This is a genomic window from Candidatus Blochmannia sansabeanus (nom. nud.) (assembly GCF_059935345.1).
Genome location: NZ_CP011795.1, coordinates 452,024 through 467,277 on the forward strand (window position 1 = coordinate 452,024; position 15,254 = coordinate 467,277).

Here is a 15,254-nt window from a genome sequence, read left to right on the forward strand (position 1 = left end):
GTATATACAAATTTTATATATATATATATATCATCAAAACTTTCCTTTATTTTATATTTATTATTTACTTATACATTCTTTTATATAAGAACCCAACAAATTAACATATATATATATATATAAAAACTTATAACATAGTAGTTAGTTATTCACTTTTAGTTGCCGCTTTAAATGCCTCTACCATAACATTAGAAAAATTTTTATCTTTCTCTTTTCTATGATTGTCGACAACATTTATTTCTGATTGTTTATTTACATCACGTATATTATATTCAGACAAAGTAATTATTCTATTTTTTCGATCTACGCCATCTAATATTGCTTGTATATCATTACCTACATGTAATGTAGTATATCTCTTGTCAATAGACTTATTATGTGATGTATTAGTTATACATAAATAGCCAGTTACAGTATCATCACTCAATGTTACAGTGATTCTATTATCATCTATAGAAATTATTCTTCCAGATACTATGCTCCCTTTTTTATGAGTAACCAAATAGGTATTTAAGGGATCTTCTGTTAATTGTTTAATACCCAAAGAAATACGTTCCCGTTCAGCATCTACTTGTAGCACCACAGCCATTATTTCATCGCCTTTTTTATACTTATTCACAGCTTCTTCATTTGATAAATGCCAAGAAATATCAGAAAGATGTACTAATCCATCAATACCTCCTTCTAATCCTATAAAAATACCAAAATCAGTAATCGATTTTATCCTTCCCATAACTCGATCGCCTCTGTTATATAGATCTGAAAATTTCTGCCATGGATTAATTTTACATTGTTTTAATCCTAAAGAAATTCTTCGGCGCTCCTCATCAATATTTAATACTATTACTTCAACAGATTCTCCTATCGTTACTACTTTAGAAGGATGAATATTTTTATTAGTCCAATCCATTTCAGAAACATGTACTAATCCTTCAATCCCGCCCTCAATTTCAATAAAACACCCATAATCAGTCAAATTAGTTACTTTTCCTATCAATTTATTTCCTTCTTGATAACGTTTAATAATTCTTGCCCATGGATCTTCGATTAATTGTTTTAGCCCTAAAGATACGCGAATACGTTCTCGATCAAATTTTAATACCTTGACAATAATTTCATCTCCAACGTTTACTATATCGCTAGGATGTTTAACACGTTTCCATGCCATATCAGTAATATGTAATAATCCATCCACTCCTCCTAAATCGATAAAAGCACCGTAATCAGTTAAATTTTTAACCATTCCTTTAATTTCTATTCCTTCATGTAATTTATTTAATAATTGATCACGTTCAACACTATTTTCAGATTCAATCACAGCACGACGAGATACTACAACATTATTACGTTTATGATCTAATTTAATTACTTTAAACTCAAACTCTTGTCCTTCTAAAAATGAAGTATCACGTATTGGTTTAACATCCACTAAAGAACCAGGTAAAAAGGCGCGAACTCCATTTATTTCAACAGTAAATCCTCCTTTCACTCTACCATTAATCATTCCTGTCACAGTGGTCATTTCTTGATATGCCTGTTCTAATAATAACCAAGATTCATAACGTTTAGCTTTTTCACGAGACAACACAGTCTCTCCAAATCCATCTTCTACCGCATCCAATGTAACATCAACATGATCACCAACTGAAACCTCTAATTCTCCTTGAGAATTATAAAATTGCTCAATAGGAATAGCAGATTCTGATTTTAATCCTGCATCGACTAACACAATATCTTTAGAAATCGAAACTACAACTCCATGAACAATAGATCCAGGACAGGTTTCTATTTTTTTTAAAGATTCTTCAAATAGCTGAGCAAATGATTCTGTCATCTTTATAATCTTCAATTTTTAATTAACGACCATCATATATCCATGTTTGATGACGTTATAACAAATATCTCATCACTATCCTTGATTATGAGTGGTTATTATATCGCACTGTTTCTGATAATACTAGACTCTCTCTAATATACATAAGAACTTTAGCTTTTACTTCTTCTGCAGATAAATGAGTTGAATCTAACATCAATGAACCAATCGCGGGAATCAACGGTGCTAATTTTCGGTTATAATCACGTTCGTCTCGTTCTCTTATTTGTGATAATACAGTTCTAAAATTAACATTAAAACTTTTTTTACGCAACTGATGTAACCTACGGCTCCTTCTTTCTTTAAAAGAAGCATAAAGAAAAATTTTTAATTCTGCATGAGGAAATACTATCGTTCCCATATCACGTCCATCAGCAACAAGTCCTGGACACTTACAAAATGTACGTTGATATATCAACAAATTTTTACGTACTTGGGAAAAAGTAGCAATTTTAGATGCACAATTGCCTACATTTTCTGTAAAAATATTTTTTTTAACTTCCTTGCCATTAAATAATATTATCACTCTATTTTTATTATTTATAAAAGCTATTTGCATGGTATCAATAAGTGCTGCTATTTTTTCTTCATGATTAATATTAATTTTATTTTCTAAAGCTACTAACGCTAAAATTCGATAAATAACTCCTGAATCTAATAAATTCCATCCAAGAATCTTTGCCAACTTTCTAGATAATGTTCCTTTACCTACTCCGCTTGGCCCATCAATAGTAATAACCGGAAACATGTTGTGCACACACGATCTCCTTATAGCAAACAATATGCATTATAAATTAAATTACATTTCACATATTTCAATAAAACTTAATAATCATCAACTTTTCCACATACAACATATATTTATGTATACACGTTTCGTATCATATAACACGTTACCGCAATATACTTACATTAGATAATTCTGTAAAAAAATTAGGAAAAGTTTTATATGTACATTGAGGATCATTAATTACTATAGAAACATCTGATAATGCTGCTAAAGAAAAACACATTGCTATGCGATGATCGTTATAAGTATTAATATAAGCCGATTTCATTTTAATTGGAGGCATTATTTTCAAATAATCATGACCTTCCACTACTTTTGCTCCTATTTTTCTCAACTCAGTAGCCATAGCAACTAGTCGATCACTTTCTTTAATTCTCCAATTGTAAATATTGCGTAATACTGTAGGACCATTACTAACAAATAATGCAGTAGTAGCAAGGGTCATTGCTGCATCAGGAATATCGTTAACATCTAAATCGACAGCGTTAAGATCAGATCTGCGACTACATTCTATATAATTATCATGCCACGAAATTTTTGCCCCCATCTTTTCTAAGATATTAGCAAAATAAATGTCTCCCTGTTTACTATGTTTTCCAACACCTATAACTCGAACAGTCCCTCCTTTGATAGCTGACGCTGCCAAAAAATAAGAAGCGCTAGAAGCATCCCCTTCCACTACATAATGTCCAGGTGATTGATATACTGCATTCCCTTTACAATAGAAAATACGGTAATTTTCATCATGCTCTATATTGATTCCAAAATTTCTCATAAGAGATAAAGTAATATCAATATATGGTCTGGATACTAATGCACCTTTTACCTTAAGATAAGTATCTCGAGGAGCTAATGGAGCCATCATAAGAATAGACGATAAAAATTGACTAGAAATATTTCCTTGAATAGAAATTTCACCTCCATCATACCCTCCACATAAACGAACCGGAGGATAATTATCACGTTCCATATAATTAATATTCGCTCCTCCTTGTCTTAAAGCATCTACTAAATGTAAAATAGGTCTATCTTTCATACGAGGATAGCCAGTAAGAATAACATTCTGTGGTTTTATAGACAATGCTGCAATAAGAGGCCGCATAGCGGTTCCAGCATTACCCACAGACAAAATTAATTGATTACTGCTTTTTGATTGCAACGGACCACCAATACCATTAATTTCACAATGTTTCCTATCACTTGAAAGATGATATACTACCCCTAAAGTACCTAATGCATCTAACATACAACGTACATCATCACTATCCAATAAATTAGTCAATTGAGTAGTACCTATAGATTGTGCTGCCAATAATAACGCTCGATTCGATATACTTTTAGAACCAGGAAGATAAACGTTTCCCTCTATTTTCTTGATAGGATCTAATTTAATAAAATTATTCACATTTCACCAACTTTTATACAAAATCAGATTTAATAAAAAATTAATAACTTATTTATCGCTTAATAGCAAACATATACCAACTATATTGAATGCATAATAGATTTGTATAAAACATCTCTATACTCCAATTTAACTATATTTTTCAGAAAATAATTTCATAAATTCAACTAATTTTTGTACACCTTCTAATGGCATGGCGTTGTACAGTGATGCTCTCATGCCTCCAACTATTCTGTGTCCTTTTAATCCATGTAATCCAAAACATATTGACTCTTTTAAAAAAAGATTATTTAACTTATTGTTTTTCAAAAAAAAGGGAACATTCATACAAGAACGATTAGATAAATCAACATTATTATAATAAAAACTACTAGAATCAATAGCATTATACAAAAGATTAGATTTTTCTTGATTACGTTTACTAATTGTTTTTAACCCTCCTTGTTTTTTTAACCATTTAAATATTAAACTAGCAATGTACCAAGACATAGTCACAGGTGTGTTAAACATTGAATAATTATCTGCTAAAACTTTATAATTTAAAATAGAAGGAACTTCTCGATGAGGGATTTTCAATAAATCTTTTCTAATAATAACTACTGTCAGCCCGGCTATACCAATATTCTTTTGAGCTGCAGCATAAATTATACCAAAATGACTTACATTAAGCGGACGAGATAATAAAGTTGAAGAACAATCTGCTATCACTATTTTATCAAAAAAATTTGGAGTTTCATATATAGCTATACCATCAATAGTTTCATTAGGACAATAATGTATATAAATACTATCTGTAGAAATATCCCATTTCGATAGAGGTTGAATATTATGCAATCCATTTTTTTTGTTAATCACGTTAATTATACGCGGATTACAGTATTTCTTTGATTCTATCGCTGCACTGTATGCCCAATACCCAGTATTTATATAATCAACATTTTCTGAAGATGTTTTTAATAAATTCATAGGAATTGCTGAAAATTGTGCTCGAGCTCCGCCATGGCAAAATAGCACTTCATAATTTTCTGGAATATCAAGAAGCTCACGAATATCTTGTTTTGCGTTTTGCATCAATTTCACGAATTCTTTACTACGATGACTTATCTCCATCACAGATATGCCCATATTATTCCAATTATATAATTCTTGTTTAACTTGTCCTAAGACTTGTTGTGGTAACATTGATGGACCTGCGCTGAAATTAAATATTTTATTCATATAATTAGTGATCAGAAATACTTAAATTAACAAAATAATATCTTTTATAATAAACTATCATAACAAACAATATCGGACATATTTCCATCATAAATAGTTAATTACACTTTATATATATAAAATAATATATAAATACAATACATATATTTATCTACTATTATAGATAAACCATCTATTACTAATAATAAATAATATACACAGATAACTTCTCAAGTTTTATAAAAACAGCGAACGTAAAATTTTTTGAAATGAAATAGTTTTTTATACACAAAACACAAGTCCATTTAATTAATATGTGTCATCCCATCCATATACGGATATAATACCGCAGGAATTTCTATACGCCCATCTTCTAATTGATAATTTTCAAGAACTGCCGCTAATGCCCTACCTACCGCTACTCCAGAAGCATTTAAAGTGTGTAAAAATTTTGCTTTTCTATGATTCTTTCCCCGATAGCGTGCTCTTATACGACGTGCTTGAAAATCTCCAATATTCGAACAAGAAGAAATCTCGCAATAAGTATTGCATGCTGGAAGCCATACTTCTAAATCATACGTTTTACAAGAAGAAAATCCAATATTTCCCGTACATAATAACATTTTTCGATATGGTAATTTAAGTAATCGTAAGACTTGTTCTGCATGACCAGTTATTTCTTCTAGTGTCTGCATAGATTTATCTGGATGAACTATCTGAACTAGTTCAACTTTATCAAATTGATGCATTCTAATCAACCCACGAGTATTATGGCCATATGATCCAGCTTCAGAACGAAAACATGGAGTATGAGCAATCATTTTAATTGGTAATTCCTTTTCATCAAAAATTACGTCACGAGCTAAATTTATTAATGGTACTTCAGCTGTTGGTATTAATGTATAAGGATTGGTTTCAGATCCTAAGTACTGAATATGAAATAAATCTTCATAAAATTTTGGTAATTGACCTGACCCATATAGAGATATTTTATTTACTAGATATGGCAAATAATACTCTTCATATCCATGGGTTTTAGTATGTAAATCTATCATAAATTGAGATAAAGCACGGTGCAAATGTGCTATTTGTCCTTTCATTACAACAAAACGCGACCCAGTTAACTTCGTTGCGTCAGAAAAGCTTAAACCATTAGTTGACACGCCCAGTTCCGTATGATCTTGTAATGGAAAATCATATTGACCCGGTTCTCCCCAACGCATTATTTCTAAATTATCTTGATCACTAAATCCATAAGGCACTTGATCATCTGGAATATTTGGTAAAGATAATTCATACTGTCTAGTTATTTTTTGTAATGTTTTACTTTCTAGTTTAAGTGAAGCTAATTTTTTTCCTAAAGCATATGCTTCTTGACATAAAAATTCTACATTCTCCCCACGCATCTTGGCTATTCCTATGATTTTAGCCTTAACTTTACGTTCAGTCTGTAAACTTTCAGTTTGTTTCTGCAAAATTTTACGCAAACTCTCTTGTTGATGAAATTTATCGGTATTAAATATAAATTTTCTACGAGCAAGTTTTTTAATAACTAAATCAAGATTACTACGTAATAAATTGGGATCTAACATATTTAACCTACATTATCTGTTTCATCAAATATAAAAATATACTAATAATTTATTTTTAGCGACTACAATAAAAATTTCCCACTTATTTATTATACTTATATAAAATAAGACTATTTTTAATAAAAGTAATTTATTTATTAATTTTATGCACGCTACACGCATGCTAACAATTAGCATTCTTTATTTAAAAAATTGTCTTTTCTTATAATGCAAACATAAGATTTATCAATTAGTATAAAACCAATACATTATATAGTTAATTTTCATTAAATTTTTAAACATATACGTAAACTAAACATAAAACGTATATATTTTTTGTTTATAAATAATACAAATGCTTTTGTTACATATGCATTAGAATAATAAATACATCAACATATAAAAATTTTATACCACCACGTGCAAGCATGCACATTTGTATCGTCCACCAGTTCCGTAATATATATATGACCACACGCAATTGATATTTCATTTAAAATATTGCATATATACATATTAATTAAACAAACTTTATTATTATAAATATGCTAGATCATAAGTTTTATATAATTTTTGTTATAAAACGTAATGTTCACTCATTACTAAAAATAAGCTACAAATTTCTTTAACGTAATCTTAATATATAAGACAAACCAAATTTTTGTTAACTTCACAATGAAATTTTACTTATACATTTTGTATATGCTTTCAGTCTTGACATGAAACAACAATACTAATAACTATTAAGTTAAAATATAAATTTATTAATTAATATATATTATTCTCTTTGCTCGTCTAATTGAATCTCTTCAGAGATAGTAAAATAAAATTTTCTTACATCAATTGTATTATTATTTTGATCTAATAAATAATAATCTACATATTGGTCCTTTTTTTCAAAAATACTAAACTGCCTGATTGTACCACAATCAGTTATTTCAACTCTACATTCCTGTAAATTACAATTGTCGTGCACTGGTATCAAATAAAAAAAATCCTCTTTCTGAGATACATTATAATCATCCCACTTATGTACGTTATTATCAGAAAATAACATAAAAAAAATATTATCAGAAAAATTGTGTAACCAATATGCAGTAACTTGTTTAATAAGAGGGATATAAAACCAAAGTGTTTTTCCATCAGAAACTAAAAAATTTTCTTCAGGAGATATCATATGCCAATTAAATAAGTTAGGGCGTTTTATCCACAGTTCTCCGTGGCTTTGCAATAATATACCATTGTTAGCGTTAATAACTTGTTGAGTAAATCGTGCATAAAAATCATTAATTTTTTTTAGGCGATTTCGTAACGTAACAACAGCTGTATCATCAGCTACTGCTGAAATAATTATAGAAATACTCAAACAAATAGTATATATTACTCGATTGATCATATTTAATTAAATATTTAGTTCATAATTTGATATACACTACACATACTAAAACTATACGACTACATGCATATATAAATTACGTTTATATAACGGTTCTATATATGTAAAACGACGTAGTCTTATGCCCAAATACCTAAAAATTAGGAATTAGCCGTCTGACTTTTCCAAAAATTAGCTACCGCGTATATTTCCTGATCTTCTATAAACGCACCATGAACTCGGGTAGATGTCGAAGCATTAGGCCCTAAATACAACATATCGCCTATACCCAACAACGATTCTGCTCCAGATTGACCAAGAATAGTATGAGAATCTATTTTGCTTGACACAGTAAAAGATATACGCGCTGGAATATTTGCTTTAATTAATCCAGTAATCACATTTACTGAAGGCCTTTGTGTTGCCAATATAACATGAATTCCAGCAGCACGAGCTTTTTGTGTTAAACGAATCACTAACTCTTCTACTTTTTTTGTTGTTGCTATCAAATCTGAAAATTCATCTACAATAATTACAATATAAGGCAATTTTTCCAAAATATCAGAAAAAATTACCGTCTTATCATTAATCAATTTGCTGGCAGTATTATTTTTTATATATTTTTTAGAATAAAACTGTTCTATGCGCCTGTTATAATTCTCCAAATTTCGTACACCAAGCATAGCCATCAACTTATAACGACGCTCCATTTCTTTTATGCACCATTCTAATGTTTCATAAACTTCTTTCATATCAGTGATAACCTGTTTTAACAAATGAGGAATACCTGAATATATTGATAATTCTAAAATTTTTGGATCAATCATAATAAAACATACTTCTTCTGGCATTGCCTTATACAAAATACTAACAATCATAGCATTAATGCCTACAGATTTACCTGATCCAGTAGTCCCAGCAACTAATAAATGAGGCATATCTTTCAAATCCACAATCACAGGATGTCCTGATATATCTTTACCCAAAACTAACGGCAACACAGTGTTAGTATTTCTAAATTGCTCTGAACCTATTATATCGCCTAAATATACTATACTGCGCTTTTTATTAGGGATTTCTAATCCAACATATGGGGTACCAGGAATTACTTCTATCACTCTAACAGAAGCTGTATATAAAACACGTGCTAAATCACGTGATAAGTTAACAATTTTTGAAGATTTTATACCTGGAGATAAATTTAATTCAAATCGAGTAATTACTGGACCAGGAATAATATTAGCTACATTTGCAGTAATCTGATATTCTGCTAATTTGGATTCCAATAACCGAGAAATTTTTTTTAATTCCAATGAGTTAGTATTTTTTTCTAATTTAGATGTAGTTAACAGATTTGTATTTGGCAACATAAAAACTTGCTTGTCATAACATATTTTTCCCTGTACCGTTTCAGATTCTACATGTTTTAATAAAGGTACATGTCTCATTGTATCTTTATTAAGAAATGTAGACATTTTTATATTCTGATTATTTTTTATATCAACACGTACCATACCTGAATCTTGCGCCAATACTACATTATCTTTTTGTTTTTTTTCCTCAATACAATACATTTTAACATTGTTTGGCATCTGATTATCATATTTATTAATTCTTACAGAACAACTTTTTTGAATAAAAAAAATACTATTCATATATTTTTTTATATAGTACTTATAACTTGTCTTATTTATATGTTCTTTAAAAAAAAAGAATTGATTCTTAATAAAATTAAAATTTTTAATAAATGTTTTTACTAGTACAATATATTGTTTTTTAAAAAAATTGTTTTTTAGAACAGGATTAAATTGTTCAATAGATCTATTAATATTTTCAGATGCATTAGGGATAATATGTATATCTGATAAATTGTTTACCAATTTTTTTTTCAAAAAATTAGATTCTTGTAGAGAAAAAACTGATGGAGATATACGTTGCTTAATACATGATTGTCGATAATTGAATTTATATCTATATTTTTTGTGATATAAAATTAATACTCTTAGAGAAACTGCAAAAAGAGATAATTGATTTTTAGTAGTGTTTACAATTATCTTAAAAAATCGATTAAAAAACACTATAACATCAATAATTATAATCAAAACAAGCAAAACAAGACCAATATGATAAGTTATTTTTTCGTAAGATAAAAGAAAATCACATAATATACCTCCTATTATACCTCCAGAAGAAAAATAAAAAAGATCATCAACCATTAAATGAGTTAATCCACAACATACAAATAATAATATTAATATTCCTACTAATTTAAAAGAAAACTCAAAAACAGTAATATGATGCTCTTGCGTATAAATCTTCCAAATATAAAATAATATAAACAATGGAATCATATAAGCTGGAAGACCAAAAACAAAAAATAAAAAATCAGAAAGTTTTGCTCCTAATATTCCTCCAAGATTATGTATTGATCCATGCCATTTAATCTGCAACCATCCAGGATCTGCAGGATCGAAACTAATTAATATAATAATTAAATATAATACAATTGTACTTATACTAATAAATATAAAATTAATCACCAAAATATCTCTTATATTACTAAAATATCCAACAATATACATTAATAGTTATTCGTATATATCTCTAATTATTATTAGATTTAAAAGTAATACTTTTAATTCGTATAAAAATTTAATGTTTAATGTTATATATATTATATATATATAATACATTTAATCATATTAACATACTAATTTACACAAATTATGAAAATAATTAGTTTACTACTTTATTTAAGCGCCATATCAATATATTTAACAAACATCAATATCTTGAGTAAAATTAAAAGGATTTTTAATTTTTTGTGAAAACTTGCTATATTATATACATTATCTTATAATGTGTTTCATAGATACAAGAGTTAAAAGTAGTCACGGAAGTTTTTACATGACGAAAATGTATTATTTTGTTATAGTCTTTATTTGCGCTTATTTAAAAAATTTAAATTGTCTGACTGCATATTGATATCATTGTTAGTATATTCTTGTGACAATAATTAAATTTAAAGATTAATATTTTTAATACAGTAACATAAGTAAAGCAGCAATCTAATACAATTAGAAAGCTATATAAGGTACGTCACATGACAATAATTAAAAAACATTGCAAATTACTTATATTGGGAGCAGGTCCCGCTGGATATACCGCAGCTATCTACGCAGCACGAGCTAATTTAAATCCTGTACTAATCACTGGATTGGAAATAGGAGGGCAACTAAACACTACTGCAGATATAGAAAATTGGCCTGGAGATCCTAAAAATCTTACTGGACCTATATTAATGGATCGTATGAATGCACATGCTGTTCATTTACACACCGAAATAATCCCTGATCATATCATTAAGGTGAATTTTAAGAAATATCCTTTTTATTTATGTGGAAACATGTATGAATATACATGCAATGCATTAATTATAAGCACGGGAGGATCTGCTCGAAGCCTTGGAATACCTTCTGAAGAAAAATACAAAGGTGCAGGAGTATCTTCATGCGCTACTTGTGATGGATTTTTCTTTAAAAAACAAATTGTTGCAGTTATTGGTGGTGGTAATACAGCGGTGGAGGAAAGTTTATATTTATCTAATATTGCTTCTGAAGTTCATCTTATTCACCGACGTAATCAGTTTAGAGCAGAAAAAATATTAATTAACAGACTGATGAACAAAGTTAGAAATGGTAATATTTTTTTACATCTCAATTGTATTGTTGAAGAAATATTAGGTGATGGGACAAATGTTACTGGATTATATTTAAAGGACGTTACTCAACAACATAAAAATCACACAATAACTGTTCAAGGTGTATTTATTGCCATTGGATATAATCCAAATACTGTTATGTTTAACGATCAACTCGTATTAAACAATGGGTACATACATGTACAATCTGGTACTAATGGCAATACAACAGCTACTTCTATCCCAGGAATATTTGCAGCAGGAGACGTAATGGACCACAATTATCGTCAGGCAATTACTGCAGCAGGATCTGGTTGTATGGCTGCAATAGATGCTGAACACTACTTATCCGCTATTAACAATTAACAATTAATATTATAATTTTAAAAATTAAAACATTATAATAAACAGGAGTTATGAAATAACTACCTATTAATTATAAAATAAAATAAATAATACCGCGTATATATACTTGTTTACACTAAATTTTCGTGCACAGTAGTATTAAATAAAAATACAGTTCATGCTAAACGTTACCATATTTATTCATTATTACAATGCTAACGTTTTCATAATACAATCACAGTAATAATGCATTTATTAGAACTAAAACATGAATCACCGATATATCTTATAATGAAATTTCAAATTATCATTTAATTTAGTAGAGAATCCAATGACAAAAGAAGATAATTTCGAAATGCATGGTGTCGTATTAGACACTTTACCTAATACGATGTTTCGTGTAGAACTAGAAAACGGACACATCATTGTAGCACATATTTCTGGAAAAATAAGAAAAAATTATATTCGAATACTAACAGGCGATAAAGTAACTGTTGCTCTTACACCATATGATTTGAGTAAAGGGAGAATTATTTTTCGCAGTAGATAATAACATTGCAAATTAATACCTTCATACACATATTTAAAATATTAATTAGCGTAATTTGCATATTTACACAAATTATATTATCCTGCTACACACATTAACTTAACTCCGTTAACGTAAATTAAATTTTTTTTATCTTTTTTAATAATTTACAGAGTTATTCCTAATTTCATCCACCAAATACGTCCTGGTTCATACATTAATGTTCCGGAAGGATACCCAAGCCGCTTATGTACATATAAATTAAAATATTCTCTATAATTATGGTTCAACAAATTTTCTATACCAATACTAAACTTATAAAATTGAGAATTAGTCCATGCTAAATGAGCAGATAATACCCCAAATCCTGAAGTATTACAATCTTCACGTGTGTGTTGTAATAATTTATTCTTATAAGTAATAGGAGCTGAAGAAATAAACAAATTATTGGATTGTGGAAACGCAAATCTCCATAAAGCGGTAACGCTGCAACATCCCTTTACCCATTGACATGTTACTTTACCTTCCAATGGAGGAATTTTAGGCAAAGAAACGTTATTATCTACATTTATACCCCAAGACCATGATAGATTACTTTCAGCATGCCAATGATCATTAAATTGATAATTTAATCCTACTTCAGTTCCACATATCTTAGCATGAATATTTTCTGTATAATCAATACCACCACCATCATATGGCGTATTATCATTATAATAGCCGCACAAGATAAAATCTCTAACATATCCAGCATAAGATGATATCCATCCGCTTGTTTGTAGATGTTGTACATTTGCTCCTATATCTATCTGTACAACCTTTTCAGGTTTTAGTTCCAAAATATTTTCTATATTACTATTAATATTTTGACGAAACCTACCAGAAAATAACTCCCAATAATCAGGCAAACGAAAACTTGTTCCTAAACCAACATAATATGATAACAATGGATTAACATTATCTTCATATCGTATAAATCCTGCAGGATACACAATACTATACCGTTTGTATTTAGAAAAATTATTAAAATTAATTACACTGTATTCCAGTCGAGTTCCTCCAATCAATTTTTTACTTGACAATGAATTTGCAATTAATTCAGCAAATATACCAAAATCTTGAGAAACAATATCTTTTCCCCAATTAAAACTAGATTTTACGTATTCTCTGTGTTTATCAATTTGCACATCTACTCCACTATAACATTTAATATTATCCCATTGAGTCGTTGTAATACCCCGAGCGCCCCATATTAATCGATCAACATTATTTTCAATATCATTATTAAAACCACAACATTTTTTGAAAACTAATCCTGTGTCGCAAGGAACAGTATTGGCCATAATATGGCTTACATAATTATGCCAAGCTTGCAACTCAATTTTATCTAAATTTTTAATCATGTCTGTAATTTCTACTTTCATTCCATAACTTTCTCTAGCAAAACATAGTCCATCCATAGATCGAGCAGCATAATTTGCATTACCATTACCTTGTCCTAAACTGACCTCCAAATGTGTATCCTCATTTAAATTTAATGATAAAATTGCATCAGCATTCCATTTATACCATGCAGAATGCACTCTATGTTTATTACCATCATAATAATCGTCTGACTGAGAAAGATTACCTATTAATCTAAGATAACCATATTTACTTCCTATAATACTATCTATATTTTTATTTACTTTATTATTTGCGCCAATCATTACATTACTGCGTAATTGAATTTTTGATTTATCAAAATGAGGATTATATCGTTCGAATTGCAGTGTAGCCCCAGATGTTACAGGACCCCATAGCACTGTCTGTGGTCCTTTAATAACATTTAAAATATCAAAAGTTTCTGGAGAAACGTAAGCGGTCGTAGGATCCATATGAGCAACACAAGCGCCAAGTATTTCACCATTATCCATCAGAACACGTATTCGAGATCCAAACATCCCACGAAAAACCAGTTCGTTGTTAACTCCGCCGTTACGAATAGTAGTAAACCCTGCGATATTTTTTAAATAATCAGCTGCATCAGTTACATATAATGCTTGCAACGACCTTGCAGGAGATGCGGTAAAAATTAATGGAGAATCTTTTAATGAAATAATAGTCATTATATCATCATGCATTTTTACTTGATGATATAATGTGGATGATCTTTGTATATCATCGGATACTGATATTAAAGTATCTTCAGATCTATCTCCAATAGAAATATCATTCAAATTAGCTTGAGAATTATTAAAAGTAATCATAATTAAATTAAAATATATCAAAAATAATATTCTATAAATTAATAGTTTAAAACTATAAAAAAATATGCTACACTTTGCATTCATATTCATGGCTATTGAATGATTTTTAAAAATACTAATACAGAAACTACAACATACATTTTAAAACTTAACATTATTCAGTAAAATATCAAATACCCAGTAATACAAAACAACCCCAACCTGAAACATAGATCCTCTA

The 15,254-nt window shown here is 29.0% G+C and carries 9 protein-coding genes and 2 pseudogenes; 2 read left to right on the forward strand and 9 right to left on the reverse strand.

Annotation, left to right across the window (positions count from 1 at the left end):
• Nucleotides 1–145: 145 nt before the first annotated feature.
• From rpsA to Bsans602_RS01990, 8 genes and pseudogenes are all read right to left on the reverse strand, one after another.
• A complete protein-coding gene (gene rpsA, locus Bsans602_RS01955; protein WP_500836863.1) occupies nt 146–1,834 on the reverse strand; it encodes a 30S ribosomal protein S1 in 1,689 nt (562 codons plus the stop codon).
• Nucleotides 1,835–1,919: 85 nt separating this feature from the next.
• Nucleotides 1,920–2,621, reverse strand: coding sequence for a (d)CMP kinase (cmk, locus tag Bsans602_RS01960; protein WP_500836864.1), 702 nt, complete (start codon nt 2,619–2,621; stop codon nt 1,920–1,922).
• 145 nt (nt 2,622–2,766) lie between these two features.
• Complete coding sequence (gene aroA / locus Bsans602_RS01965) at nt 2,767–4,068, reverse strand: 3-phosphoshikimate 1-carboxyvinyltransferase (protein ID WP_500836865.1); 1,302 nt, start codon at nt 4,066–4,068, stop codon at nt 2,767–2,769.
• Between the two features lie 129 nt (nt 4,069–4,197).
• A complete protein-coding gene (serC, locus tag Bsans602_RS01970) occupies nt 4,198–5,286 on the reverse strand; it encodes a 3-phosphoserine/phosphohydroxythreonine transaminase (RefSeq protein WP_500836866.1) in 1,089 nt (362 codons plus the stop codon).
• A gap of 284 nt (nt 5,287–5,570) precedes the next feature.
• The gene (gene serS / locus Bsans602_RS01975; protein WP_500836867.1) at nt 5,571–6,857 is read right to left on the reverse strand and encodes a serine--tRNA ligase; all 1,287 of its coding nucleotides are present in this window, start codon (nt 6,855–6,857) and stop codon (nt 5,571–5,573) included.
• A gap of 757 nt (nt 6,858–7,614) precedes the next feature.
• A complete protein-coding gene (gene lolA, locus Bsans602_RS01980) occupies nt 7,615–8,232 on the reverse strand; it encodes an outer membrane lipoprotein periplasmic chaperone LolA (RefSeq protein WP_500836868.1) in 618 nt (205 codons plus the stop codon).
• Nucleotides 8,233–8,387: 155 nt separating this feature from the next.
• Nucleotides 8,388–9,578 (reverse strand): annotated as a pseudogene (locus Bsans602_RS01985) (DNA translocase FtsK); the annotation flags it as partial.
• A 720-nt stretch (nt 9,579–10,298) separates the two neighbouring features.
• Nucleotides 10,299–10,793, reverse strand: a pseudogene (locus Bsans602_RS01990) (DNA translocase FtsK 4TM domain-containing protein); the annotation flags it as partial.
• 521 nt (nt 10,794–11,314) lie between these two features.
• Here Bsans602_RS01990 and trxB point away from each other — a divergent pair.
• Together trxB and infA are read left to right on the forward strand one after the other, a co-directional pair.
• Complete coding sequence (gene trxB / locus Bsans602_RS01995; RefSeq protein ID WP_500836869.1) at nt 11,315–12,277, forward strand: thioredoxin-disulfide reductase; 963 nt, start codon at nt 11,315–11,317, stop codon at nt 12,275–12,277.
• A gap of 310 nt (nt 12,278–12,587) precedes the next feature.
• Entirely contained in the window at nt 12,588–12,806 is a 219-nt protein-coding gene (gene infA, locus Bsans602_RS02000; protein ID WP_500836870.1) for a translation initiation factor IF-1, read from the forward strand.
• A 146-nt stretch (nt 12,807–12,952) separates the two neighbouring features.
• Here infA and Bsans602_RS02005 read toward each other — a convergent pair whose 3' ends face one another.
• Nucleotides 12,953–15,034 carry a TonB-dependent receptor domain-containing protein gene (locus Bsans602_RS02005; protein ID WP_500836871.1) on the reverse strand — a complete coding sequence of 694 codons (2,082 nt, stop codon included), beginning with the start codon at nt 15,032–15,034 and terminating at the stop codon, nt 12,953–12,955.
• Between the last annotated feature and the right edge of the window lie 220 nt (nt 15,035–15,254).

Excerpts from the sequence above, each read along its gene's own strand:
- rpsA (WP_500836863.1), bottom strand. The coding sequence starts at position 1,834 with ATGACAGAATCATTTGCTCAGCTATTTGAAGAATCTTTAAAAAAAATA.
- cmk (WP_500836864.1), bottom strand. The coding sequence starts at position 2,621 with ATGTTTCCGGTTATTACTATTGATGGGCCAAGCGGAGTAGGTAAAGGA.
- serC (WP_500836866.1), bottom strand. The coding sequence starts at position 5,286 with ATGAATAAAATATTTAATTTCAGCGCAGGTCCATCAATGTTACCACAA.
- serS (WP_500836867.1), bottom strand. The coding sequence starts at position 6,857 with ATGTTAGATCCCAATTTATTACGTAGTAATCTTGATTTAGTTATTAAA.
- lolA (WP_500836868.1), bottom strand. The coding sequence starts at position 8,232 with ATGATCAATCGAGTAATATATACTATTTGTTTGAGTATTTCTATAATT.
- trxB (WP_500836869.1), top strand. The coding sequence starts at position 11,315 with ATGACAATAATTAAAAAACATTGCAAATTACTTATATTGGGAGCAGGT.
- infA (WP_500836870.1), top strand. The coding sequence starts at position 12,588 with ATGACAAAAGAAGATAATTTCGAAATGCATGGTGTCGTATTAGACACT.
- Bsans602_RS02005 (WP_500836871.1), bottom strand. The coding sequence starts at position 15,034 with ATGATTACTTTTAATAATTCTCAAGCTAATTTGAATGATATTTCTATT.